This window comes from Rhodanobacter sp. B05, from assembly GCF_002001085.1.
In the GTDB taxonomy this organism is placed as follows: domain Bacteria; phylum Pseudomonadota; class Gammaproteobacteria; order Xanthomonadales; family Rhodanobacteraceae; genus Rhodanobacter.
Map to the genome: position 1 here is coordinate 390,837 of NZ_MUNU01000015.1, position 21,402 is coordinate 412,238.

Here is a 21,402-nt window from a genome sequence, read left to right on the forward strand (position 1 = left end):
CGTCGTTCAGGAAAGCTTGCTAGGCTTCAGCAACGCAAACCCTTGCTGCCGGGCAGCACGGCCGACGTTCCGCTTTTCGAGGAGACATGCCAATGAAAAAATACCTGATCCTTCTTGCCGGTGGCCTGCTGTGCGTCGCGACCGCGGCGGCGGCCAGCCCGTCGCCGCAATACGATCACGGCCAGCAGGACGACCAGGGCTGGCACGGCGACCACGGTGATCACGACAAGCATGACAAGCGTGACAAGCGTGACAAGCATGATCGTGGCGACCGGGGCCATGACCGCGACTGGCATGACCGTGGCGACCGGGGCGATAACCGCGACTGGCGCGATCATGACGACCGTGACCGCGGCTATTACGTGAGGCACGACCGTGGCCGGCACGAGGGCTGGTACAAGCGTGGCGGATACATTCCGGTCGAATATCGTGACCAGCGCTACGTGGTCGAGGACTGGCAGGTCTATCACCTGCGCCAGCCGCCATATGGTTATCGCTATGTACGCGGTGACGACGGCCAGTTCCTGCTGGTTGCGATTGCCAGCGGCGTCATCGCCGACATCCTGCTTTCGCACTGATACCGAAACCCGATGTGAAATCGTTTCACGGAAACATTCACGCGCGCAAGGCTTCTCAACACGGATAGTGCGAGCAGGACTGGCGATCTTTCGAGATCGCCAGTCCCTCGGAGTTCTCCGAACGCATCCCGGCAAGAGCCGCTTCCCGGCTCTTGTCCATCCAAGAGGTGAAGAGTCATGAACAAGCAGCGGAGTATGTGGGTGGTCTGTGGCGCATTGTTGATGTTTTCCGCGGCCTCTGCGATGGCGCAGCCGTCAGCTCAGGATTATCGCGACCAGCAACAGCATCAGGACCAGGGCAAGGATCGCGGTAATCACGGTCAGAATCGGAGTAATCACGGCCACAACCGGAGCTATAGCGGCATGTACGACCGTGGTCGCCACGAGGGCTGGTACAAGCGGGGCGGTCATGTGCCGGCCGAGTACCGTGGCGGTTCCTATGTGGTGACCGACTGGCGCAGCCATCACCTGCGCCAGCCACCGCGCGGCTATCGCTATGTGCGCAGCGACAATGGGGACTTCCTGCTGGTCGCGATCACCACCGGCATCATCGCGAGCATCCTTGCGAATCATTGATGCGTGAATGTGCGAGCTCGCCGGTACGGTGAGTACTGACGACAGGCCCGCCCATGGCGGGCCTGTCCTTTCATGGGATCAGCCCGGCGGAGCGGTCAGCAAGCGTTGCAGCGCGGTTGATCCGATTATTTCCGGGAAAGGTGTCACCGGGTACGGCGGGGACGCGGCAGGCCGCAGTTCTTTCTGCCATACACCCACGTCCCACCATTGCCCGAGCTTGTAACCGCACTGCCGCCATACGCCGGCGGCGGAGAAGCCCATCGTTTCGTGCATCGCCACGCTGACGGTGCCGGGCAGGGTGATCACACCGACGGCCTGATTGATGCCCTGCAACCGCATCGTGTCCAGCAGCACGCCGTAAAGCCGGCGCGCGATACCGCGGCGGTGAGCATCGGCGCGCACGTAAATCGAGGTTTCGGCAATCCAGTCGTAGGCGGCGCGTTCGCGGAAGCGGCCGGCGTAGGCATAGGCCAGCACTTCGCTGGCTTCTTCCCACACCAGCCACGGGTAGTGCTGCAGCCGGGTGTGGATGCGTTCGCGCATCGTCGCCACGCCGGGCAGTGCGGTCTCGAACGTGGCTACGCCGTCGGTGATCGAAGGCGCGTAGATCGCGTGGATGGCGTCGGCGTCCTCGTCGCGGGCGATGCGGATCATCGGGCGATGGCCTTCAGCATTTTTCGTACTTCCAGTGGCGCCGCTTGCCTTCGGCCAGCCACTCCAGGGTGGTGGCGAGGCGCTTCTGGCGGGTGGCGTCGGTTTTCGCCTCGGCGATCCACGCGACGTATTCGCGCTGCGCGCCGGGCGGGAAGCCCTCCCATGCCCTGCGTGCGGCGGCGTGCTGCCGTTGGGCGAGCAGGGTGGACAGGTCGTCCGGCAGCGTCGGTGCGGGTTTCGCGGCGGCCTTCGGCCGCGCCTTCTTCACGCCGGCCTCGTTCAGCGCCATCGCCTTCTTCAGGTGGGTGGCGAGCTGCTTGTCCGAGGGCAGGTCCTTCAGCGTGGCGAGCTTGCCGAACTGGCCCATGCCGTCCTCGTCGCTGCCGCCGGTGACTTCCTTCGACAGCCAGAAACCGAAGCTGCAGTGCTGCTTGAACGCGGCCATCATGCACATCGGCGCGCTCTTGTAGCTGAAGAACGGCATGCTCCACTTGATCCCTTCCTCCACCTCGGGGCAGGCCTGGTGCACCCGCGCGCGCAGGTGTTCCAGGATCGGCCGGGCGAACTCGGCGGATTTCGCGATATAGGCATCGATGCGGGGATCGTGGTTCTCCATCGCGTCACCTCACAGTTCGCGGATGAAGTAGCGGTCGCAGCCGTGGTGGCCGGTACCGCCCATCGCGCTGCACAGCGCGGTGAAGCCGCTGCGCTTGTACAGCACCTGCGCCGCATCCATGCCGGTCAGCGTTTCCAGGTAGCAGCGTTTGAAGCCGTGCGCGCGCGCCGCGTCGAGGCAGCGCTGCATCATCGCCGTGCCCGCGCCGATGCCGCGGGCCGCAGGCAGGAAGTACATCTTGCGCAGCTCGCACACGTCCGGCTCGCCGCCTTCCAGTGGCGCCACGCCGCCGCCGCCGATCACCATGCCGTCGCGCTCGACCACGAAGTAGCTGCAACGCGGTTGCGCATAGGCCTGGTACATCGTGTCGACCTCGGTGTCGTGGATCGCGAAGCCGGGACCGTCGGCGCCGAACTCGGGCATCACGCTGCGGATAATCGCGGCCATCGCTGCGTTGTCGGATGGCTCGATCAGGCGGATCAGGAAGGTTTCAGTCATGGGGTCATGTCGGGAGTGCGGTAGGGAACGCCGGCCTTCATCACGAAGACCGGTTTCTTGAGAGCGTCGATCTGCGTGCTGGGATCGCCGCTGAACGCGGCGAGGTCGGCCGCCATGCCGGGCGCGATGCGGCCGAAGTGCTGCGACTGGCGCAGGATCTTCGCCGCCACGTCGGTGGCCGCGTGCAGCGCCTGCGCCGGGGTCATGCCGTCGCGTACCATCGCCGCGGGTTCGCGCCAGTTGGTGCCGTGCGCGAACACGCCCACGTCGCTGCCGTTGCCGATGGTGACGCCGACTTTCAGCGCGGTGCGGAACGCGCGCTCGGCCTCGCGCATGCGCTCGGTGGGCTCGCTCTTGCCCGGCACGTAGTGCTGGAAATACTCCGAGGTGGCGTCGACCGCGGTGAGCGTGGGTTCATAGGCCACGCCCCTCTGCTTGAGCAGGCGGAAGGTCGCCTCGCTGGCACCGTAGCCATGCTCGATGGTGTCCACGCCAGCCTCGACCGCCATGCGCACGCCGGCATCGCTGGCCGCGTGCGCCGCAACCGGGCGACCGATCTGGTGCGCCGTGTCGACGATCGCCTTCAGTTCCGCCGGGTTGAGGGTGGGCGCGGTTTCACCGCCCGCCCCAACCCGATAGTCCGCATACAGCTTGATCCAGTCGGCGCCGCGCGCAGCCTGCTCGCGCACCGCGGCGATGGCCGCATCCACGCCGCTGACCGGCTGCGCGCCTTGCGGCAGGTCGAGATCCGGACGGAAGCCGCGCGGCCCCGGCCCATAGCTGGCGGTAGCGACGATGGCGCGGGTGGCGACGAACATCCGCGGCCCCGGGATCAGCCCTTCGTTGATCGCACGCTGGATCGACACGTCGGCAAAGCCCGCGCCCTCGGTGCCGAGGTCGCGCAGGGCGGTGAAGCCGGCCATCAGCGTGGCCTTCGCGTGGGCGGCGGCTTCCAGCGTGCGGTAATCCTGCGGCTCGGTCAGCACCTGGTCGTTCCACAGCGTCTCGTTGTACGGATGCAGGAACAGGTGCGAGTGCAGGTCGATCAGGCCGGGGGTGAGCGTGGCACCGGGCAGTTCGACGCGTTGCGTGCCGGCCGGTGCCTGGATCGATGCGGCCGGGCCCACCGCGGCGATCGCGCCGTCGTGCACCAGCACCGCCCAGCCGCTGTGCGCGGCGTCGCCGTCGGCGGTCCACACGCGTTCGGGCAGCAGCAGCCAGTCGCCCTTCGCCGTGGTGTCGGTGCCGTGCGCCGCCATCGACAGCAGCAGGCACAGCAGCGGGAGCAGGGCGGCGAAGCCTTTCGATGCCTTGCGCATGGCCGGTTCCGGATCGGAGGGAAACCCGATTCTAGCCAGTCCGCGCCGGGTGTCGATGATCCGCGGCGGGGCCGCTCAACCCGGCCGGCTCAGCCGGCCATGCACGGCGTGTTTCACCTGGAAGCCGGGCCGTGTGCCGGGGAACAGCCAGAACGGCGTGAGTTCGGAAGACGGGAACATGTTGGGATAACGCGGATCGCGTTGCGACGGGCCGGCGATGGTCAGCTCCTGCACCATCGAGATGTACTGGTCGACCGAGTTTTCCAGCGTGTTGCCGTTGATGATCACCTCGCTGCCGATCGCCCTGGCGTACTTCGCCACGCCCCACAGCGTGGAGTGCTGCGGCGCGTAGGCGTCCACGCTGATGCCGTTCTCGCTGATCACCCACAGGCCCTCGTCGGTGTTGACCACGATCGAATGGTTGCCTTCGGTGTGGCCGGGCGTGTGCACCAGGGCGATGCCGTCGCCGAGCATCACGCTGCCGTCGAAGCGGATCACCTTGTTCGCGTCGATGCCGGCCACGCCGTGCGGGCAATACCAGTCGCGCTGGTAGGGGCTGAGATCCTGCGCGTTGTCCCACTCGCGCCGGTGCACCAGCAGTTTCGCGTTGGGCAGCATGGCTGACTGGCCCTCGCTGCCCAGCCAGCGGCGCACGTCCTGGGTGTGCAGGTGGTCGTAAGTGATGTAGTCGATGTCGGTGTTCTTCAGGCCGATGCGCGCAAGCACCCCGGGCACGCTGGCGTAGCGGGTGACCACGCGATCGACGATGAATTTCGGCGTGCGGTCCTGCAGCCGGCGGAAGAACGGCGTCTCGCCGCCGCGCTCGTGGTCGGACGGCGAAACCAGCAGGGTCTTCACGCCGTCCGGCGTGTCGTACTGCACCACGAACAGGCGGTTGTGGATGTGCAGGTATTCGTTGAGCCGCTCCGCCGAATAGGCATTGCGCAGGCCGTAGCGGGCGGGATAGATCAGCTTGATCAGGTCGAACGATTCGAAGTAGCGCACCTTGGGCCCGGCCAGTATGTGCCGGCGGAAATCGAGCGCGGCGGCACGGGTGTCCTCGACTCGGGTCTGCTGGCCGGCGGCATTGCGCGCGCGCATCGAAATGCGTGATCGGATTCATCATGGCTCCTGGCGATAGTTCGGCGACGAGAAGTTGCGCTTGCCGCGCAGGCGCGCCTTGTCGAGCTGGCTGAGGAAGAAGCGGGGGAAGGCGTTGCTGATCTTGCCCAGCACCTCGTCGCGGAACGGCAGGAAATATTCCACCGGGCGCTTGCGCAGCACCGGGCCGAGGATCGCCGCGGCCACTTCCTCGGGGCTCAGCGCGCGGGAGCCGGAAAAGGTCAGCGCGGCATCGTCGTCGCCACGTTGTTGTTCCAGCATCGCGGTCTTGACCGGGCCGGGGCCGAACAGGGTGACGGCGATGCCGTGCGGGCGCAGGTCGCCGGCCGCCGCGATGCTGAAGCCGCGCACGGCGAATTTGCTGGCCGCGTACATCGTGGTGCCCGGTGTGGCGTACAGCGAGGCGACCGAGCCGATGTTGACGATGTGGCCGCGCCGGCGCGGTTTCATCACCGCGGCGACGGTGTTGCTGCCGTAGATCGTGCCGCGCACGTTGACGTCGAGGGTGAGGTCGATGTCCTCGGTTTTCAGCTCGCCGGCCTGGCCGCTGCGCAACACGCCGGCCACGTTGATCAGCACGTCCAGGGCACCCATGTCGCGCTCGATCCGGGCGACCAAGGCCGTCCATGCCGCGGCATCCGTCACGTCCAGCACTTCGCACTGCACGCCGGGCTGCTCGCGCCAGCGTGCGCGCAGGACCTCGCCATCACGATCGGCGGCGACAACCCGGTGGCCCTGGCTGGCGGCCATCGCGGCAATCGCCGCGCCGATGCCGTTGGCAGCGCCGGTGATCAATATCAGCATCATCATTCCCCTCGATTCGATCAGCCCCGGTCTGCCGGCGCGGGCGGCAACAACCCTGGCGCGGCTCAAGTCGCTGTGCGCGCCCGGGTGACCCGGCTGGCGGTTTCCTTGTGCAGTTGCGCGGCCAGCCACGCACCGGTGGCAACCAGCAGGTCGAGGTCGATGCCGGTCTCCATGCCCATGCCGTGCAACATGTAGGCCACGTCTTCGCTGGCCACGTTGCCGGTCGCACCCTTCGCATACGGGCAGCCGCCGGTGCCGGAAACCGAGCTGTCGAGCACACGCACGCCTTCCTCCAGACAGGCCAGGATGTTCGCCAGCGCCTGGCCGTAGGTGTCGTGGAAGTGCACGGCCAGCGCCGTCATTGGCACTTCCTGGGCCACCGCGTGCAGCATCGCGCGCGCCTTCGCCGGCGTGCCGACGCCGATGGTGTCGCCCAGCGAGATTTCGTGGCAGCCCAGCTCGTGCATCCGGCGCGCCACGCGCACCACGTCGCCGACCGGCACCTCGCCCTGGTACGGGCAGCCGAGCACGGTGGAGACATAGCCGCGCACTTTCACCTCGTCGGCCTGGGCTTGTTCGATTACCGGGATGAAGCGCTCGATCGACTCGTCGATCGAGGCGTTGATGTTCTTGCGGTTGAACGCCTCCGACGCGGCGCTGAACACCGCGATTTCCGTGGCACCGACCTCTCGCGCGCGCTGGTAGCCCTGCAGGTTCGGCACCAGTACCGGGTAGCTCACGCCCGGCACTTTGCGGATGCCGCGGAACACTTCGGCCGCATCGGCCAGCTGCGGCACCCACTTCGGGCTGACGAAGCTGGTCGCCTCGATCGTCTTGAGGCCGGTCGAAGACAGCCGGTCGATCAGCGCGATCTTCACCTCGGCCGGCAGCAGGGTCTTCTCGTTCTGCAGGCCGTCGCGGGCGCCGACTTCGACGATGCGGACGTGGTTGGTCATGAAAAGCTCCGAAGGACACAAGATCCTTCTCCCCTTGGGAGAAGGTGCCCCGAAGGGGCGGATGAGGGTGCGGGGCCTGCGTGGACGTTCGCGCGGAACCGAACCCTCACCCCAACCCCTCTCCCATGGGGAGAGGGGCTCAAAAGCTCAGTCGGCGAAGCGCACCAGCACGGCGTCGGCCTCGACGAATTCGCCTTGCGTGGCGTTCATGCTTTCGATGGTACCGGCGCGCGGTGCCTTCAAGGCCAGTTCCATCTTCATTGCTTCCATCACCAGCAGTTCCTGGCCTTGCTCGACCACGTCGCCGGCCTTGGCTTTCACCAGCACGATGCGGCCGGGCATCGGCGCGATCACCTGGTTGCCGCCGGCGGTATCGCTGGACTCCCACGCGAACGCGGCGGCGCGGCTGAAGCTGTAGCGCTGGCCGTTGGCGTCGTGCGGCAGGACGTGGGCGGCGTCGCTACGCATCGGCACCCGGCGCGATTCGCCGTCGAAGCGGGCGCTGAGGCTGTCGTCGAGCAGGTGCGCGCCGTGCACCTCGCAGCCGGTGTCGCCGTACTGCAGCCGGTAGTCGCCAGCGTGGCCGCGCGCCTCGATCTCGAAGCGCTGTTCGCGCCAGGTCAGCGCCACGATGCGCTTGCCGGCGTGGCCGATGCGCCAGGCATCGGCGCTCGACCAGGGCGAATGCGGATCGGCCGCGGCGGTGGTCACATGCGACTCGTCGCGCAGCAGCGCGGCGGTGGCGGCGGCGAACAGCACCTCGTCGCTCGGCGACGCGTCGCCGACCAGGAATTCTTCGAGATGGCGATCGAGGTAGCCGGTATCGATGCGGCCTTCGACTACGGCGGAGTGGCGCACCAGTCGTTCGAGGAAACCGATGTTCGATTTCGGGCCGATGATTTCGCTGGCGGCCAGCGCTTCGCGCATCCGCTGCAGCGCTTTCGGGCGATCCTCGTCCCACACGATCAGCTTGGCGATCATCGGGTCGTAGAAGATCGTCACCGTGTCGCCTTCGATCACGCCGCCGTCGAGGCGCACGTGGGGCGAGGGTGCGGGCAGGCGCAGGGTTTGCAGCTTGCCGGAGCCGGGCAGGAAATTCTGGTCGGGATCTTCGGCGTACAGGCGCACTTCGATGGCATGGCCGTGCGAGATCACCTGCTGCTGGGTGAGCGGCAGCGGTTCGCCGTGGGCGATGCGCAACTGCCATTCCACCAGATCCACGCCGTGGGTGAGCTCGGTGACCGGGTGCTCCACCTGCAGGCGCGTGTTCATCTCCATGAAATGGAAATCGCCGGCCGGCCCCACGATGAATTCCACCGTGCCCGCGCCCACGTAGTTCACCGCGCGGGCTGCCGCCACGGCGGCCTCGCCCATCGCGGCGCGCTTGTCGGGGGTGAGGAAGGGCGAGGGAGTTTCCTCCAGCACCTTCTGGTAGCGGCGCTGTGCCGAGCATTCGCGCTCGCCGATGTGGATGATGTTGCCGTGGCGGTCGCCGAAGATCTGGAACTCGATATGGCGCGGCTGCTCGATGTAGCGCTCCAGCAACATCGAGGCATCGCCGAAGGCGGCCTTGGCCACGCGCTGTGCGGTTTCCAGTGCTTCGGGAAATTCGGCGTCCGAGCGCACGACCTGCATGCCCTTGCCACCGCCACCGGCCGAGGGCTTGATGATGAGCGGGTAGCCGACCTTGTGCGCCTCGCTGGCGAGGAAGGTGTTGTCCTGGTTGTCGCCGTCGTAGCCGGGCACCAGCGGTACATCGTGTCTGGCCATCAGCTGCTTGGCCGCAGCTTTCGAGCCCATCGCCTCGATGCTCTCGGGATCGGGGCCGATGAACACGATGCCGGCGTCCTGGCAGGCCCGCGAGAAGGCGGTGTTTTCGGACAGGAAGCCGTAGCCGGGGTGGATGGCCTGGGCGCCGCTCTTTTTCGCAGCATCGAGGATAGCCTCGATGCGCAAATAGGATTCGGCCGGCAGCGGCCCGCCGATCGGCCACGCTTCGTCGGCCAGCCGCACGTGCTGCGCGTCGCGGTCGGCTTCCGAATACACCGCGATGGTGTGGATGCCGAGGCGGCGGCAGGTGCGGATCACGCGGCAGGCGATCTCGCCGCGGTTGGCTATCAGTACGCGTTCGAACATGCAGGATCCCTGGAACCGTTCGTGTCGATGCAAAGCCGTCAAAGCTAACAGATTGGGGTGTTGCCGCCGCTGCGCGGCGCAGCATCATGGTGCGCGCGGCGGCTATTCGCCATCCCAGTAATCGAGCGATTGTTCCTGCCGCCCGAGCACCCGGAACTTCCGCGGCGTGCCGTCCGCGTCGCGCAGGCTGTCGTCGAACACGAGGTACTTGCCGGAGTCCGGGTATTCGCAGATGTCCGGCGCTTCGTTGGTGCCAATTGCCAGGTAGCGCAGCTCGACGTCGCCGGTGTTGATGATCTGGTGCGCGGTTTCCGGACCGCCGGGCGGGCAGGCGATGAGGTCGCCGGCGCGCAGCGGGTGGCGCGCATCGCCGTAGCGCAGTTCACCGCTGCCTTCGAGGATGAAGAACAGCTCTTCTTCCACGCGGTGGTTGTGGAACGGGCAGTTGCGCTTGCCCGGCGCCACCACGGTGAGGTTGTAGCCGAGCTTGCGCGCGCCGATGCGGCTGGCGATCTCGCCCCAGCGGATGTCGTAGTCCGCGGCGTTCTTGCCGGTGGGCACCATGGCTGGATCGACCGAGCGCAGTTCGATCTGATCGAGGTTGATGATGGGCCCGCTCATGGCAGGTTCCGGGCGGCGGCGACCCACGCCGGCGCACGCTTGTCGAGGAAGGCGCCCAGGCCGTGCTGGCCTTCCGGTGACACGCGCAGGCGGGCGATCAGTTCGGCGTTGACACTGTCGATGCGCTCGGCGTGCACCGGATCGGCGCCGCCGATGCGCAAGGCCAGCTGTTTCGCTTCGCGCTGCGCCAGCGGGCCGGCCTTGGCCAGCAGGTACAACTGGCGCTCGATCGCTTCGTCCAGCTCGCTGGCGGATACCACCGCATGCAGCAGGCCGATGCGTGCCGCGGTGGCGGCATCGAACACCTCGCCGGTGATGAACAGTCGGCGCGCCTCGCGCAGGCCGATCGCGGCGATCACGTACGGCGAGATCACCGCCGGCACCAGGCCAAGCTTCACTTCCGACAGCGCGAACTTGGCGGTGTCGACGCCGATCGCGATATCGCAGCAGGCGACCAGGCCCACGCCGCCGCCGTACGCCGCGCCGTTGACCCGCGCGATGGTGGGCTTGGACAGGAACTGCAGCGTTCGCATCAGTCTGGCCAGGCGCAGCGAATCCTCGCGGTTCTCCTGCTCGCTGGCGCCGGCCATGCCGCGCATCCAGTTAAGGTCGGCGCCGGCCGAGAAGCAACTGCCGTTGCCGGTGAGCACCACCGCACGCACGGTCGGCTCGGCATCGGCTGCGACCAGGGCCTCGGTCAGCGCGGCGATCAGTGCGTCGTCGAACGCGTTGTGGATCTGCGGCCGGTTCAGGCTGAGCCAGGCTACGGCACCGCGGCGTTCGCTGAGGATGGAATCGGTCATCGGGCGTCCCGGCAAATAGCGCCATGATAAACGCTGGCGGATTCGTGAGTTCCTGCGTGATGCAGCATGACGGACAAATGGTTACAATGCGAACAATTCTTATTTGAGTTGGTGCCTGTGCGCCTGTCCGAACTGCCCAAGGGAGCTCCCGCCGTGGTCGACCGCGTGCATGACGCGCATGCGGTGGATCCGATTGCGCGGCGCCTGCGCGATCTCGGCTTCGTCGACGGCGAGCCGGTGCGAGTGGTGGCGGTGGGCCCGATGGGCGGCGATCCGATCCTGATCCAGATCGGCTTCACCCGGTTTGCCTTGCGCCGCGCCGAGGCCGCGCGAATCAGCGTGCGCACCGAGGTGGCGGCATGAGCGCATCGACCCTGCGCATCGCCCTGGTCGGCAACCCGAACTGCGGCAAGACGGCGCTGTTCAACCAACTCACCGGTGGCCGCCAGAAAGTGGCCAACTATGCCGGTGTCACGGTGGAGCGCAAGGAGGGCCGTTTCACCGCACCTTCGGGCCGGGTGTTGCAGATCCTCGACCTGCCGGGCACCTACAGCCTCGAGGCGAACAGCCCGGACGAGCAGATCACCCGCGATGTGTGTGCCGGCAACTTCCCCGGCGAAGCCGTACCGGACCTGATCGTCTGCGTGGCCGATGCAACCAACCTGCGCCTGCACCTGCGTTTCGTGCTGGAGATCAAGCGCCTCGGCCGGCCGGTGGTGCTGGCCTTGAACATGATGGACACCGCGCGCGCGCGCGGCATCGTCATCGATGTGCCCGAGCTGCAGCGGCGGCTTGGCCTGCCGGTGGTCGAGACGGTGGCGGTGAAGCGCGGTGGCGCGCGCGGCCTGATCGAACGTGTCGACGGCAACGTGCCGACGGCGGCACCGGCGCAGCCGGAGGATGCGGCCAGCCACGCCGACCTGCACGCGCAGGTGCGCGAACTGCTCGCCGCCACGGTGAGCATGCCGCGCACCACCGCGGCGCTGGACGACGCGCTGGATCGCTGGGCGCTGCATCCGGTCTTCGGCCTGGCGATTCTTGCCGTGGTGATGTTCCTGGTATTCCAGGCGGTGTACGCCGCCGGCAAGCCGATGAGCGACCTGATCGGCGATGGTTTCGGCTGGATGGGCGGGCACGTGGCCGCGTTGATGCCGGCCGGACCGTTGCAAAGCCTGGTCGTCGACGGCCTGTTCGGTGGCCTGGGCACGGTGATCGGCTTCCTGCCGGTGATCCTGGTGCTGTTCCTGTTCATCCTGACCCTGGAGGAATCGGGCTACCTGCCGCGCGCCGCCTTCCTGCTGGATCGGCTGATGCTGTCGGTCGGCCTGACCGGGCGCTCGTTCATCCCGCTGCTGTCGAGCTTCGCCTGCGCGATCCCCGGCATCATGGGCACGCGCAGCATCCAGGACCCGCGCGATCGCCTCGCCACCATCCTGATCGCTCCGCTGATGACCTGTTCGGCGCGCCTGCCGGTGTATGCGCTGCTGATCGGTGCGTTCATTCCGTCGCGCAAGGTGCTGGAGCTGTTCAACCTGCAGGGCATCGTGCTGTTCGCGCTGTACCTGGCTGGCATCCTCGGTGCGATGGCCGTGGGCTGGGTGATGAAGCGCATCCGCCGCGACAAGAGCGAACACGCGCTGCTGATGGAGCTGCCCTCGTACCGGATGCCGAAGCTGCGCGACGTGGCGATCGGCCTGTACGAGCGCGGCGCGATCTTCATGAAGCGGCTGACCGGGGTGATCCTCGGGCTGACCGTGCTGATGTGGTTCCTTTCCACCTTCCCGGCGGCGCCGGCCGGCGCGCCCGGGCCGGCGATCGACTACAGCTTCGCCGGCTATATCGGGCGCGGCCTGCAGTTCATCTTCGGGCCGATCGGCTTCAACTGGCAGATCAGCCTGGCGCTGATCCCCGCGTTTGCCGCACGCGAAACCGCGGTGGCGGCACTGGCGACCGTCTACCTGGTCGGTGGCGAGGCCGTGGGCGGGTTGGGCCATGCGCTGGCCGGGCAGATTTCGCTGGCCAGCGCGCTGTCGCTGCTGGTGTGGTTTGCGTATGCGCCGCAGTGCATGTCCACGCTGGCGGTGATCCGTCGCGAAACCAATTCATGGCGCAACGTGGCGATCTCGTTCGGCTACATGTTCGTGCTGGCCTACGCGGCGTCGTTCATCGTCTACCAGGTGGCGAGGGTCATGGCATGAGCACGGGACTGCTGCTGCAATACGTGATCGTCGGGCTGATCGTGCTGGCCAGCGTGCTGATCGTCTTTCGCAAGCTGGCGCCGAAGCTCACCAATCGCTGGTTCGCCGCCGCCTCGATCCATTTCAGCCAGCCCGGACGGGCGGGGTGGGTGCGTGCGTTCGGACGAAGCCTGCAGCCGAAGCAGGCCACCGGCAACTGCAGCGACGGCTGCAGCACCTGCGGCGCATGCGGGCCGAAGCCGCCGGCAGCGGCCAAGGTCGAGCCGATGCCGTTGGAGTTTCGCTCGCGGCACTAAGGTGATTTCGTCCGTCACCAGCTCCAAATCGGCCTCCACCCGATCACCCTGAGCGTAGCGAAGCGAAGTCGAAGGGCTGCACACCGGGACGGCGAAACCCTTCGACTTCGCTTCGCTACGCTCAGGGTGATCGGGTTTGAGGTGGCGGCAGCCGTCGCTCCCATCATCGGGAACGCCGGCAGGCGGTGCCCGCTCCGCAAAACCAGGCACAAAAAAGCCGGCTTGCGCCGGCTTTTCTTTCAACCCGAATCGTCGAGTCGGCTTACGCCAGTTCGTGGATCTTCGCGTTGAGGCGGCTCTTGTGGCGGGCGGCCTTGTTCTTGTGGATCAGGCCACGGGCGGCGTAGCGATCCATCACCGGCTGGGCGACGGTGAACGCGGCGATCGCGCCGGCCTTGTCCTTGGCCTCGATGGCCTTGACGACCTTCTTCAGGGCGGTGCGGACCATGGAACGTGCGCTGATGTTGCGCAGGCGGCGCTGTTCGGACTGGCGCGCGCGCTTCTTCGCGGACTTGATGTTGGCCAAGGTAGAACTCCGGAATGCAGTGTTGGGGTTGGAAAAAGACGCCAATTATGCGGTCGATTCGCCATTGCGTCAATCACTTGGGCGACGATCGGCAGCGTTCGCGCTTTGTCGGCTGGCATCCTGGCGGCGGCGCGGCCAGCATTCTGCCACATGGCGGGCTGTCCTCCGGCCCGCGGCCACTGTCAAACTATGCCTTTCGCAGCTCGACGCTTGCAGCAAGGTAACCAGCCCCCGATGAAGTCTCCCAGCATGTTCCGCGGGCTGCTCTCGTTCAGCAGCATGACAATGGTTTCGCGGGTGCTGGGCCTGCTGCGCGACATCTCGATGAGCCATGTGTTCGGCGCCAGCGCCGCCACCGACGCGTTCGTGATCGCGTTCCGCATCCCCAATTTCATGCGCCGGCTGTTTGCCGAGGGCTCGTTTTCCACCGCCTTCGTGCCGGTGTTCACCGAGGTCAAGGAAACCGGCACGCACGCCGATCTGAAGCAGCTGATGGCCCGCGTTTCAGGCACGCTCGGCGGCGTGCTGCTGGTGGTGGTGGCGCTGGGCCTGATCTTCGCGCCGCAGGTGGCGGGAACGTTCGCGCCGGGCGCGATCGACCAGCCGCACAAGTACGATCTCACCACCGACCTGGTGCGGCTGACCTTCCCGTTCATCCTGTTCGTGTCGCTGACCGCGCTGGCCGGTGGCGCGCTGAACAGCTTCCATCGCTTCGCGCTGCCGGCGCTGGCGCCGGTGATCCTCAACCTGTGCATGATCGTGGGCGCGCTATGGGTCGCGCCGCACCTGGGTACGCCGATCATGGCGATGGGCTGGGCGGTGCTGCTCGCCGGCGTCCTGCAGTGGCTGTTCCTGTTGCCGGCGCTGCGCGGCATCGATCTGCTCGGGCTGCCGCGCTGGGGTTGGACGCACCCGACGGTGCGCCGAATCATGCGGCTGATGGTGCCGACGCTGTTTGGCTCCTCGGTGGCCCAGCTCAATCTGCTGCTGGATACGGCGGTGATCTCGCTGCTGGTCACCGGTTCGCAGACCTGGCTATGGCAGTCCACGCGCTTTCTCGAACTGCCGCTGGGCGTGTTCGGGGTGGCGCTGGGCACGGTGATCCTGCCGGCGTTGTCGCGCCATCATGTCGGCACCGACCATGCGGGCTTCTCGCGGGCGATGGACTGGGGTCTGCGACTGACCTGGCTGATCGCGCTGCCGGCCACGCTGGCGCTGCTGGTGCTGGCCGGGCCGCTGGTGATCACCTTGTTCGAGAACGGTCACTACACCGCGTTCGATGCGCAGATGACCACGCTGTCGACGATGGCGCTGAGCCTGGGTTTGCCGGCCTACGCCCTGGTCAAGATCCTGCTGCCGGCGTTCTATTCGCGCCAGGACACCCGCACGCCGGTGCGCGCCGGCGTGGCGGCGCTGGTCACCAACATGCTGTTCAACGGGGTGTTCATCGTGCTGCTGTTCGAGCTGATGGCGCCGCCTGCGCTGCATCAGGTTGGCTGGCTGGACGGCATCGCGCAGGTGCCGGGCCTGCATGTTGCGCTGGCCATCGCCAGCAGTCTGTCCAGCTATGTCAATTTCCTGCTGCTGTGGCGCTGGCTGAAACGGTCCGGCGTCTATCAACGTGAACCGGGTTGGGCGCGCCACTGGCGACGGCTGGCGCTGGCCTGCGCCGTGATGGTGCTGGTGCTGGTGCTGGGTCGCTGGCTGTGGCCGCACTGGACGGGCGTGCCGATCCTTACCCGGGTCTGGCATCTGGCCGTGCTGGTGCTGGCGGGCGGCCTGAGCTACGTCGGCACCTTGCTTGTCGCCGGTCTGCGCTTGCGCGATCTGCGTGGCGCCTGACGACCCGGTCGCCGACTTGGGCGGGCTGCCCGCCCGTTATACTCAGGCGATGATGAGACTTTCCAGGGATGTTGCCGGCCCCTGCCTGGCGCCGCGCGGCAGCGTGGTCGCGGTCGGCGCGTTCGATGGCCTGCACCGCGGTCACCAGGCCTTGCTGGCACAGGTGCACGAGCGTGCCCGGGAGCTGGAGTGCACGCCGATGGTGGTGAGTTTCGAGCCGCTGCCACGTGCTTTCTTCTCGCCCGAGCCGGTGCCGCGCCTGTCCAGCGTGCGCGACAAGCTGCGTGGCTTTGCCGCCGCCGGCATGGAGCACACCTTGCTGCTGCACTTCAACCGGGCGCTGACCATGATGTCGGCCGAGGACTTCGTGCGGCGCGTGCTGGTCGATCGGCTGGCGGCGCGTGAAGTCTGGGTCGGCGGCGATTTCCGCTTCGGCCACAAGCGGGCCGGCGATGTGGCGTTGCTGGAACGCATGGGCGCGGAACTGGGTTTCAGTGCCTGCACGCTGCCGGTGATCCAGTTGCATGGCGCGCGGGTGTCGGCCAGTCGCGTGCGCGCGCTGCTGGCCGCGGGCGAGTTCGCCGGCGCCGAGCCGTTGCTCGGTCGTCCCTTCGTGATCGACGGCAAGGTGGAGCATGGCAACCAGCTCGGTCGCACGCTGGGCTATCCCACCGCGAACATCCACTTGCGCGCGCGGGTCAGTCCGGTGCAGGGGATCTTCGCGGTGCGCGTGGGTCTGGGCGAGAGCGCATGCAGCTGGCCCGGCGTGGCCAGCCTGGGCGTACGCCCGACCGTGAACCAGGTCAGCCAGCCTTTGCTGGAAGTCCATCTGTTCGATTTCGAGGGCGATCTGTACGGCCAGCGCATGGCGGTGGAGTTCGTGGCCAAGCTGCGCGACGAGCAGAAGTTCGACGGGCTGGAGCCGCTGAAGGCGCAGATGGCGCTGGATTCGAGCATGGCGCGCGAGGTGCTGGGCATGAATCCGCGGCTGGCTGGCGCGTAGGAGTTCGACAGCCTCTCAAGTATTCCGGTGCGCCCGCGTATCGTTTAACGTTGCACTCTTTGCCTGCCGGCGCCCGGCGGGCGCAACACCTCAAGTGATGGCATCAGGCAATGACCAAGGATTACAAAAGCACGATCAACCTGCCGCAAACGGAATTTCCGATGCGCGGCGATTTGCCGAAGCGCGAGCCGGTATGGCTGGCCGAGTGGGAACGGGTGGATCGCTATGCGCAGATCCAGCAGAAGACGGCGGGGCGCGACAGCGTGTTCGTGCTGCATGACGGTCCGCCGTACGCGAATGGCGCGATCCACATCGGCCATGCGGTCAACAAGATCCTCAAGGACGTCACGGTCAAGTCGAAACTGCTGTCAGGCCATCGTGCGCCGTACGTGCCGGGTTGGGATTGCCATGGCCTGCCGATCGAGATCGCGGTCGAGAAGAAATTCGGCAAGCCGGGCGACAAGCTCGATGCCGCGCAGTTCCGGCAGAAATGCCGCGAATATGCCACCGAGCAGGTCGACACCCAGCGCAACGATTTCAAGCGTCTGGGTGTGCTCGGTGATTGGCAGAAGCCGTATCGCACCATGGATTTCAGCTACGAGGCCGACATGCTGCGCGCGCTGGCGCGCATCGTGGCCAATGGCCATGTGATGCGCGGCGCCAAGCCGGTGTACTGGTGCTTCGACTGCGCTTCGGCGCTGGCCGAGGCCGAGATCGAGTACGGCGACAAGGTCTCGCCCGCGGTCGACGTGGCGTATGACGCCGTGGATGGCAAGGCGCTGGCGGCGAAATTCGGCGTGGATTCCGGCGACGCCATCGTCGCCATCCCGATCTGGACCACCACGCCGTGGACGCTGCCGGAAAGCCAGGCGGTGTCGCTCGGCGCGGAGCTGGAATACGCGCTGATCGAAGGCCCGTCACGCGACGGCAAGCGCGTGCTGCTGGTGATTGCCAGTGCGCTGGTCGAGAAGGTGCGCGCACGCTACTCCCTTCTCCCTCCGGGAGAAGGTGCCCGAAGGGCGGATGAGGGTGCTCAGGCCCTCGGCCATGCCACAGGTTCTGCCCTGGAAAACCTCAAACTCCACCATCCCTTCTACCCGCGCGAAGTCCCGGTGATCCTCGGCGACCACGTCAGCGCCGAGGACGGCACCGGTGCCGTGCACACCTCGCCCGATCACGGCGTCGAGGATTTCGTGGTGGCGCGCGAGTACGGCATCGGCCTGCTCAACTACATCGAGTCGCGCGGCACCTACCGCGCCGACACGCCGGTCGCCGACGGCCTCGAACTCGGTGGCATGCATATCTGGAAGGCCAACGATGCCATCGTCGAGCTGCTGCGCCGGCGTGGCGTGCTGCTCGCGTTCGCGAAGATCGAGCACAGCTATCCGAACTGCTGGCGGCACAAGACGCCGGTGATCTATCGCACCACGCCGCAGTGGTTCATCTCGATGGAGCAGGCCGATCTGCGCAAGACGGCGCTGGCCTCGATCAAGGATGTGCGCTGGGTGCCAGGCTGGGGCGAGGAACGCATCGCCGGCATGGTCGCCGGGCGGCCGGACTGGTGCATCTCGCGCCAGCGCACCTGGGGCGTGCCGATCGCGTTGTTCGTGCACAAGGCCACGCAGGAGCTGCATCCCGATTCCGTCGCGTTGCTGGAGCAGGTCGCGAAGAAAGTGGAGCAGGGCGGCGTCGATGCGTGGTTCACGCTGGATGCGGCCGAGCTGCTTGGCGATCAGGCGAACGACTACGAGAAAGTCACCGACGTGCTGGACGTCTGGTTCGATTCGGGCGTCACCCATTACGCGGTGATCGGCCAGCGTCCGGAACTGCAGCAGGGCTCGGCATCGCAGTACAAGGTGATGTATCTGGAAGGTTCCGACCAGCATCGCGGCTGGTTCCAATCCTCGTTGCTGACTTCGTCGGCGATCCACGGTCGCGCGCCCTATGACGACGTGCTCACCCACGGCTTCGCGGTGGATGCGAGCGGCCGCAAGATGTCCAAGTCGCTGGGCAACGTGGTGGCGCCGCAGAAGGTGATGGACACCTTGGGCGCCGACGTGTTGCGCATGTGGGTGGCGTCGGCCGACTACCGCAACGAGATGACCGTTTCGGACGAGATTCTCAAGCGCGTATCGGACACGTATCGACGCATCCGCAATACGGCGAAGTTCCTGCTCGGCAATCTCGACGGTTTTAATCCGATCAAGCATCTGGTGTCCGTCGAAGACAGCCTGCTGCTGGATCAGTGGGCAATCCAGCAGGCGTACGACGTGCAGCAGGCGGTGCTGGCTGCCTATGAGCGCTACGACTTTCCGGAGGTCGTGGCGCGCATCCAGAATTTCTGCACGAACGAACTGGGCGCCCTGTATCTCGACATCACCAAGGATCGGCTCTACACCATGCCGAGCGACAGTCGCGGCCGGCGCAGCGCGCAGAGCGCGATGTACCGCATCGCCGAAGCGCTGGTGCGCTGGCTGGCACCGGTGCTGAGCTTTACCGCCGAAGAAATCTGGCAGGCGATGCCGGGCGAACGCGGCGAGAGCGTGCTGTTCGAGACGTGGTACGACGGACTGGTGTCTTGTCAGGGATCGCCCGAACAACGTCGCTACTGGACCGATCTGCTGGCGATCCGCGATGCCGCCTCGCGCGTGCTCGAGGGCATGCGCAAGGCCGAGCGGATCGGCGCGGCGCTCGAAGCGAAGCTCGTCATCCATATCGATGCGGCGCTGCAGAAGCGCTATGCGGAAAGTGCGGACGAGTTGCGCTTCTTCTTCATCACCTCCGAACTCGAGCTGGCGTCATTGACGCCGCGTCCCGACGATTCGGCCCGGGTTGAACTGGAGGGCGCCGAGGCCTGGGTGTCCGCGAGCGTCAGCGAAGCCTCCAAGTGTGTACGTTGCTGGCATCGACGCGACGATGTCGGCAGTCATGCCGATCATCCCGAGTTGTGCGGGCGCTGCGTCGGCAATGTCGAAGGGCCGGGCGAAGATCGCCGCTGGTTCTGACAACATGGCCCCTCTCCCGTCGGGAGAGGGGTGAGGGTTCGGGCGAAGCGCGGCACTTCGCTCCGCTCGAACCCTCATCCTCCCTGCGGGCACCTTCTCCCGAAGGGAGAAGGAATCAGTCTTGAGAGACTTTCGATGACCACCAAACCCAACGCACTCATCTGGCTGTGGCTTTCCATCACCGTCATCGCGCTCGACCAGCTCAGCAAATGGTGGGCGGTGCACGCGCTGCAGCCGATGGGCATGCCGCATGCGGTGATTCCCGGTTTCCTGAACTGGACGCTGGCGTTCAACAGCGGCGCCGCGTTCAGTTTTCTCGCCGATGGCGCCGGTTGGCAGCGCTGGTTCTTCGTGGCGCTTGCCGTGGTGATCAGCGCGGTGCTGGTGGTGTGGCTGCGACGCACGCCGCGGCGCGACTGGCGCACCGCGATGCCGTTGGCCTTCATCATCGGTGGCGCCATCGGCAACCTCATCGATCGGCTGCATGCGGCGCAGGTCACCGACTTCATCCAGGTGTACTTCCGCCAGTGGAGCTACCCGGTATTCAATCTCGCCGATTGCGGCATCACGGTGGGCGCCGTGATGCTCGTGGCGTTCGGCCTGTTCGGCGGCAAGTCCGCAGGCGGCGTGCGATAATTGCCTCTTCTGTAGGAGCCCGCTTGCGGGCGATGCTCTTGCCTTGATGCTTCGACAAGTGCATCGCCCGCAAGCGGGCTCCTACGTGAATCAAGAACGAGGTCGTCTTGGATATCCTGCTCGCCAACCCCCGCGGCTTCTGCGCCGGCGTCGATCGCGCGATCGCCATTGTCGAGCGTGCGCTGGAGTCGTATGGCGCGCCGATCTACGTGCGCCACGAAGTGGTACACAACCGCTACGTGGTGGACAAGCTGCGCGCCGACGGCGCGGTGTTCGTCGAGGAACTGCACGAGGTACCCGACGGAGCCACGGTGATCTTCAGCGCACATGGCGTGTCGCAGGCGGTGCGCGAGGAAGCTGACCAGCGGAACCTGAAGGTGTTCGACGCCACCTGTCCGCTGGTGACCAAGGTGCACATGGAAGTGGCGCGGCTGGGCCGCATCGGTCGCAGCGTGGTGTTGATCGGCCACGCCGGCCATCCCGAAGTCGAAGGCACGATGGGGCAGTGGAACACCGCCAACAGCGGCGAGATCGTGCTGGTCGAATCGCTGGAATCGGTCGCGCGGCTGAGCCCGAAATTCCCGCATGCCTTGTCCTATGTCACCCAGACCACGCTGTCGGTCGACGACACCAAGGCGATCATCGGGGCGCTGCGCGAAAAGTTTCCCGACATCGAGGGTCCGCGCAAGGACGACATCTGCTACGCCACCCAGAATCGCCAGGACGCGGTGCGCCGGCTCGCCGACGCGGTCGACCTTATGCTGGTGGTCGGCTCGATCAACAGCTCCAACTCCAATCGCCTGCGCGAACTGGCCGAGAAGCAGGGCGTGCGCTCGTTCCTCATCGACGGCGCCGAACACATCGAGCGCCACTGGCTCGACGGCGTCAAGCACATCGGCCTGACCGCCGGCGCGTCGGCCCCGGACAAACTGGTGCGCGACGTGATCGCCCGGCTGCAGTCATGGGGCGCGGGCGACGTGCGCGAACTCGACGGCGAGCCGGAAAACATCACCTTTGCCCTGCCCAGGGAGCTGCGCCTGCTGGGGGGCGCCGGTTCCGCGAGCTTCTGAGCGAACCGGCCGCGCTTGCGTCGCCGCGGCACGCCCCGTAAAATCCGCGGTTCTTTGCCGGAATAGCTCAGTTGGTAGAGCGGCGCATTCGTAATGCGTAGGTCGTAGGTTCGATTCCTATTTCCGGCACCATCTATACG

At 66.6% G+C, this 21,402-nt stretch carries 21 protein-coding genes and 1 tRNA gene; 11 read left to right on the forward strand and 11 right to left on the reverse strand.

Features of this window, described 5'->3' with window-relative positions; translation table 11 throughout:
* The first annotated feature begins 92 nt into the window (after positions 1-92).
* Both B0E47_RS10465 and B0E47_RS10470 read left to right on the forward strand, forming a co-directional pair.
* Positions 93-578 (forward strand): RcnB family protein, encoded by a 486-nt coding sequence (locus B0E47_RS10465; RefSeq protein ID WP_254422894.1) that lies wholly within the window; start codon positions 93-95, stop codon positions 576-578.
* Between the two features lie 177 nt (positions 579-755).
* On the forward strand, positions 756-1,154 hold the full coding sequence (locus tag B0E47_RS10470) for an RcnB family protein (RefSeq protein WP_077514180.1): 399 nt from the start codon (positions 756-758) through the stop codon (positions 1,152-1,154).
* A 78-nt stretch (positions 1,155-1,232) separates the two neighbouring features.
* On the opposite strand, the gene B0E47_RS10475 is transcribed toward B0E47_RS10470, so the two are convergent.
* From B0E47_RS10475 to B0E47_RS10520, 10 genes are all read right to left on the reverse strand, one after another.
* The gene (locus B0E47_RS10475; protein WP_077514181.1) at positions 1,233-1,808 is read right to left on the reverse strand and encodes a GNAT family N-acetyltransferase; all 576 of its coding nucleotides are present in this window, start codon (positions 1,806-1,808) and stop codon (positions 1,233-1,235) included.
* A gap of 13 nt (positions 1,809-1,821) precedes the next feature.
* On the reverse strand, positions 1,822-2,424 hold the full coding sequence (locus tag B0E47_RS10480; protein ID WP_077514182.1) for a YdeI/OmpD-associated family protein: 603 nt from the start codon (positions 2,422-2,424) through the stop codon (positions 1,822-1,824).
* Positions 2,425-2,433: 9 nt separating this feature from the next.
* Positions 2,434-2,922 carry a GNAT family N-acetyltransferase gene (locus B0E47_RS10485; RefSeq protein ID WP_077514183.1) on the reverse strand — a complete coding sequence of 163 codons (489 nt, stop codon included), beginning with the start codon at positions 2,920-2,922 and terminating at the stop codon, positions 2,434-2,436.
* On the reverse strand, positions 2,919-4,181 hold the full coding sequence (locus tag B0E47_RS10490) for an amidohydrolase family protein (RefSeq protein ID WP_254422901.1): 1,263 nt from the start codon (positions 4,179-4,181) through the stop codon (positions 2,919-2,921). The genes B0E47_RS10485 and B0E47_RS10490 overlap by 4 nt, the downstream gene beginning before the upstream one ends.
* 135 nt (positions 4,182-4,316) lie before the next feature.
* Positions 4,317-5,342, reverse strand: a complete 1,026-nt coding sequence (locus B0E47_RS10495) for a hypothetical protein (RefSeq protein ID WP_217318919.1) — start codon at positions 5,340-5,342, stop codon at positions 4,317-4,319.
* Between the two features lie 21 nt (positions 5,343-5,363).
* Positions 5,364-6,167, reverse strand: coding sequence for an SDR family oxidoreductase (locus B0E47_RS10500; RefSeq protein ID WP_217318920.1), 804 nt, complete (start codon positions 6,165-6,167; stop codon positions 5,364-5,366).
* Positions 6,168-6,232: 65 nt separating this feature from the next.
* Positions 6,233-7,126 (reverse strand): hydroxymethylglutaryl-CoA lyase, encoded by an 894-nt coding sequence (locus B0E47_RS10505; RefSeq protein ID WP_077514187.1) that lies wholly within the window; start codon positions 7,124-7,126, stop codon positions 6,233-6,235.
* Between the two features lie 147 nt (positions 7,127-7,273).
* Complete coding sequence (locus B0E47_RS10510; protein ID WP_077514188.1) at positions 7,274-9,262, reverse strand: acetyl/propionyl/methylcrotonyl-CoA carboxylase subunit alpha; 1,989 nt, start codon at positions 9,260-9,262, stop codon at positions 7,274-7,276.
* Between the two features lie 102 nt (positions 9,263-9,364).
* Positions 9,365-9,883 carry a cupin domain-containing protein gene (locus B0E47_RS10515; protein ID WP_077514189.1) on the reverse strand — a complete coding sequence of 173 codons (519 nt, stop codon included), beginning with the start codon at positions 9,881-9,883 and terminating at the stop codon, positions 9,365-9,367.
* A complete protein-coding gene (locus B0E47_RS10520) occupies positions 9,880-10,686 on the reverse strand; it encodes an enoyl-CoA hydratase/isomerase family protein (RefSeq protein WP_077514190.1) in 807 nt (268 codons plus the stop codon). Before B0E47_RS10520 ends, B0E47_RS10515 begins: the two co-directional genes overlap by 4 nt.
* A 117-nt stretch (positions 10,687-10,803) precedes the next feature.
* On the opposite strand from B0E47_RS10520, the gene B0E47_RS10525 reads away from it, so the two are divergent.
* The 3 genes from B0E47_RS10525 to B0E47_RS10535 are packed head-to-tail and all read left to right on the forward strand — an operon-like array spanning position 10,804 to position 13,180.
* The gene (locus B0E47_RS10525) at positions 10,804-11,049 is read left to right on the forward strand and encodes a FeoA family protein (protein WP_077514260.1); all 246 of its coding nucleotides are present in this window, start codon (positions 10,804-10,806) and stop codon (positions 11,047-11,049) included.
* Positions 11,046-12,884, forward strand: coding sequence for a ferrous iron transporter B (locus tag B0E47_RS10530; protein ID WP_077514191.1), 1,839 nt, complete (start codon positions 11,046-11,048; stop codon positions 12,882-12,884). The genes B0E47_RS10525 and B0E47_RS10530 overlap by 4 nt, the downstream gene beginning before the upstream one ends.
* Positions 12,881-13,180, forward strand: coding sequence for a DUF6587 family protein (locus B0E47_RS10535; protein ID WP_077514192.1), 300 nt, complete (start codon positions 12,881-12,883; stop codon positions 13,178-13,180). The genes B0E47_RS10530 and B0E47_RS10535 overlap by 4 nt, the downstream gene beginning before the upstream one ends.
* Before the next feature lie 262 nt (positions 13,181-13,442).
* Here B0E47_RS10535 and rpsT read toward each other — a convergent pair whose 3' ends face one another.
* Positions 13,443-13,706 carry a 30S ribosomal protein S20 gene (rpsT, locus tag B0E47_RS10540; protein WP_077514193.1) on the reverse strand — a complete coding sequence of 88 codons (264 nt, stop codon included), beginning with the start codon at positions 13,704-13,706 and terminating at the stop codon, positions 13,443-13,445.
* Positions 13,707-13,940: 234 nt separating this feature from the next.
* Between rpsT and murJ the strand changes: the two genes are divergently transcribed.
* From murJ to B0E47_RS10570, 6 genes are all read left to right on the forward strand, one after another.
* On the forward strand, positions 13,941-15,548 hold the full coding sequence (gene murJ, locus B0E47_RS10545) for a murein biosynthesis integral membrane protein MurJ (RefSeq protein ID WP_077514194.1): 1,608 nt from the start codon (positions 13,941-13,943) through the stop codon (positions 15,546-15,548).
* 49 nt (positions 15,549-15,597) lie between these two features.
* A complete protein-coding gene (locus B0E47_RS10550; protein ID WP_077514261.1) occupies positions 15,598-16,551 on the forward strand; it encodes a bifunctional riboflavin kinase/FAD synthetase in 954 nt (317 codons plus the stop codon).
* Positions 16,552-16,661: 110 nt separating this feature from the next.
* Positions 16,662-19,556 (forward strand): isoleucine--tRNA ligase, encoded by a 2,895-nt coding sequence (ileS, locus tag B0E47_RS10555; RefSeq protein WP_077514195.1) that lies wholly within the window; start codon positions 16,662-16,664, stop codon positions 19,554-19,556.
* Between the two features lie 135 nt (positions 19,557-19,691).
* A complete protein-coding gene (gene lspA / locus B0E47_RS10560) occupies positions 19,692-20,192 on the forward strand; it encodes a signal peptidase II (RefSeq protein ID WP_077514196.1) in 501 nt (166 codons plus the stop codon).
* A 107-nt stretch (positions 20,193-20,299) separates the two neighbouring features.
* A complete protein-coding gene (gene ispH, locus B0E47_RS10565; protein ID WP_077514197.1) occupies positions 20,300-21,262 on the forward strand; it encodes a 4-hydroxy-3-methylbut-2-enyl diphosphate reductase in 963 nt (320 codons plus the stop codon).
* A gap of 56 nt (positions 21,263-21,318) precedes the next feature.
* Positions 21,319-21,394 (forward strand) — tRNA-Thr (locus B0E47_RS10570).
* Positions 21,395-21,402 lie beyond the last annotated feature (8 nt).

Bases quoted from the DNA above. Each gene is read 5' to 3' on its own strand.
- B0E47_RS10465 (WP_254422894.1), top strand. From the start codon at position 93: ATGAAAAAATACCTGATCCTTCTTGCCGGTGGCCTGCTGTGCGTCGCG.
- B0E47_RS10470 (WP_077514180.1), top strand. From the start codon at position 756: ATGAACAAGCAGCGGAGTATGTGGGTGGTCTGTGGCGCATTGTTGATG.
- B0E47_RS10475 (WP_077514181.1), bottom strand. From the start codon at position 1,808: ATGATCCGCATCGCCCGCGACGAGGACGCCGACGCCATCCACGCGATC.
- B0E47_RS10480 (WP_077514182.1), bottom strand. From the start codon at position 2,424: ATGGAGAACCACGATCCCCGCATCGATGCCTATATCGCGAAATCCGCC.
- B0E47_RS10485 (WP_077514183.1), bottom strand. From the start codon at position 2,922: ATGACTGAAACCTTCCTGATCCGCCTGATCGAGCCATCCGACAACGCA.
- B0E47_RS10490 (WP_254422901.1), bottom strand. From the start codon at position 4,181: ATGGCGGCGCACGGCACCGACACCACGGCGAAGGGCGACTGGCTGCTG.
- B0E47_RS10495 (WP_217318919.1), bottom strand. From the start codon at position 5,342: ATGCGCGCGCGCAATGCCGCCGGCCAGCAGACCCGAGTCGAGGACACC.
- B0E47_RS10500 (WP_217318920.1), bottom strand. From the start codon at position 6,167: ATGCTGATATTGATCACCGGCGCTGCCAACGGCATCGGCGCGGCGATT.
- B0E47_RS10505 (WP_077514187.1), bottom strand. From the start codon at position 7,126: ATGACCAACCACGTCCGCATCGTCGAAGTCGGCGCCCGCGACGGCCTG.
- B0E47_RS10510 (WP_077514188.1), bottom strand. From the start codon at position 9,262: ATGTTCGAACGCGTACTGATAGCCAACCGCGGCGAGATCGCCTGCCGC.
- B0E47_RS10515 (WP_077514189.1), bottom strand. From the start codon at position 9,883: ATGAGCGGGCCCATCATCAACCTCGATCAGATCGAACTGCGCTCGGTC.
- B0E47_RS10520 (WP_077514190.1), bottom strand. From the start codon at position 10,686: ATGACCGATTCCATCCTCAGCGAACGCCGCGGTGCCGTAGCCTGGCTC.
- B0E47_RS10530 (WP_077514191.1), top strand. From the start codon at position 11,046: ATGAGCGCATCGACCCTGCGCATCGCCCTGGTCGGCAACCCGAACTGC.
- B0E47_RS10535 (WP_077514192.1), top strand. From the start codon at position 12,881: ATGAGCACGGGACTGCTGCTGCAATACGTGATCGTCGGGCTGATCGTG.
- murJ (WP_077514194.1), top strand. From the start codon at position 13,941: ATGAAGTCTCCCAGCATGTTCCGCGGGCTGCTCTCGTTCAGCAGCATG.
- B0E47_RS10550 (WP_077514261.1), top strand. From the start codon at position 15,598: ATGATGAGACTTTCCAGGGATGTTGCCGGCCCCTGCCTGGCGCCGCGC.
- ileS (WP_077514195.1), top strand. From the start codon at position 16,662: ATGACCAAGGATTACAAAAGCACGATCAACCTGCCGCAAACGGAATTT.
- lspA (WP_077514196.1), top strand. From the start codon at position 19,692: ATGACCACCAAACCCAACGCACTCATCTGGCTGTGGCTTTCCATCACC.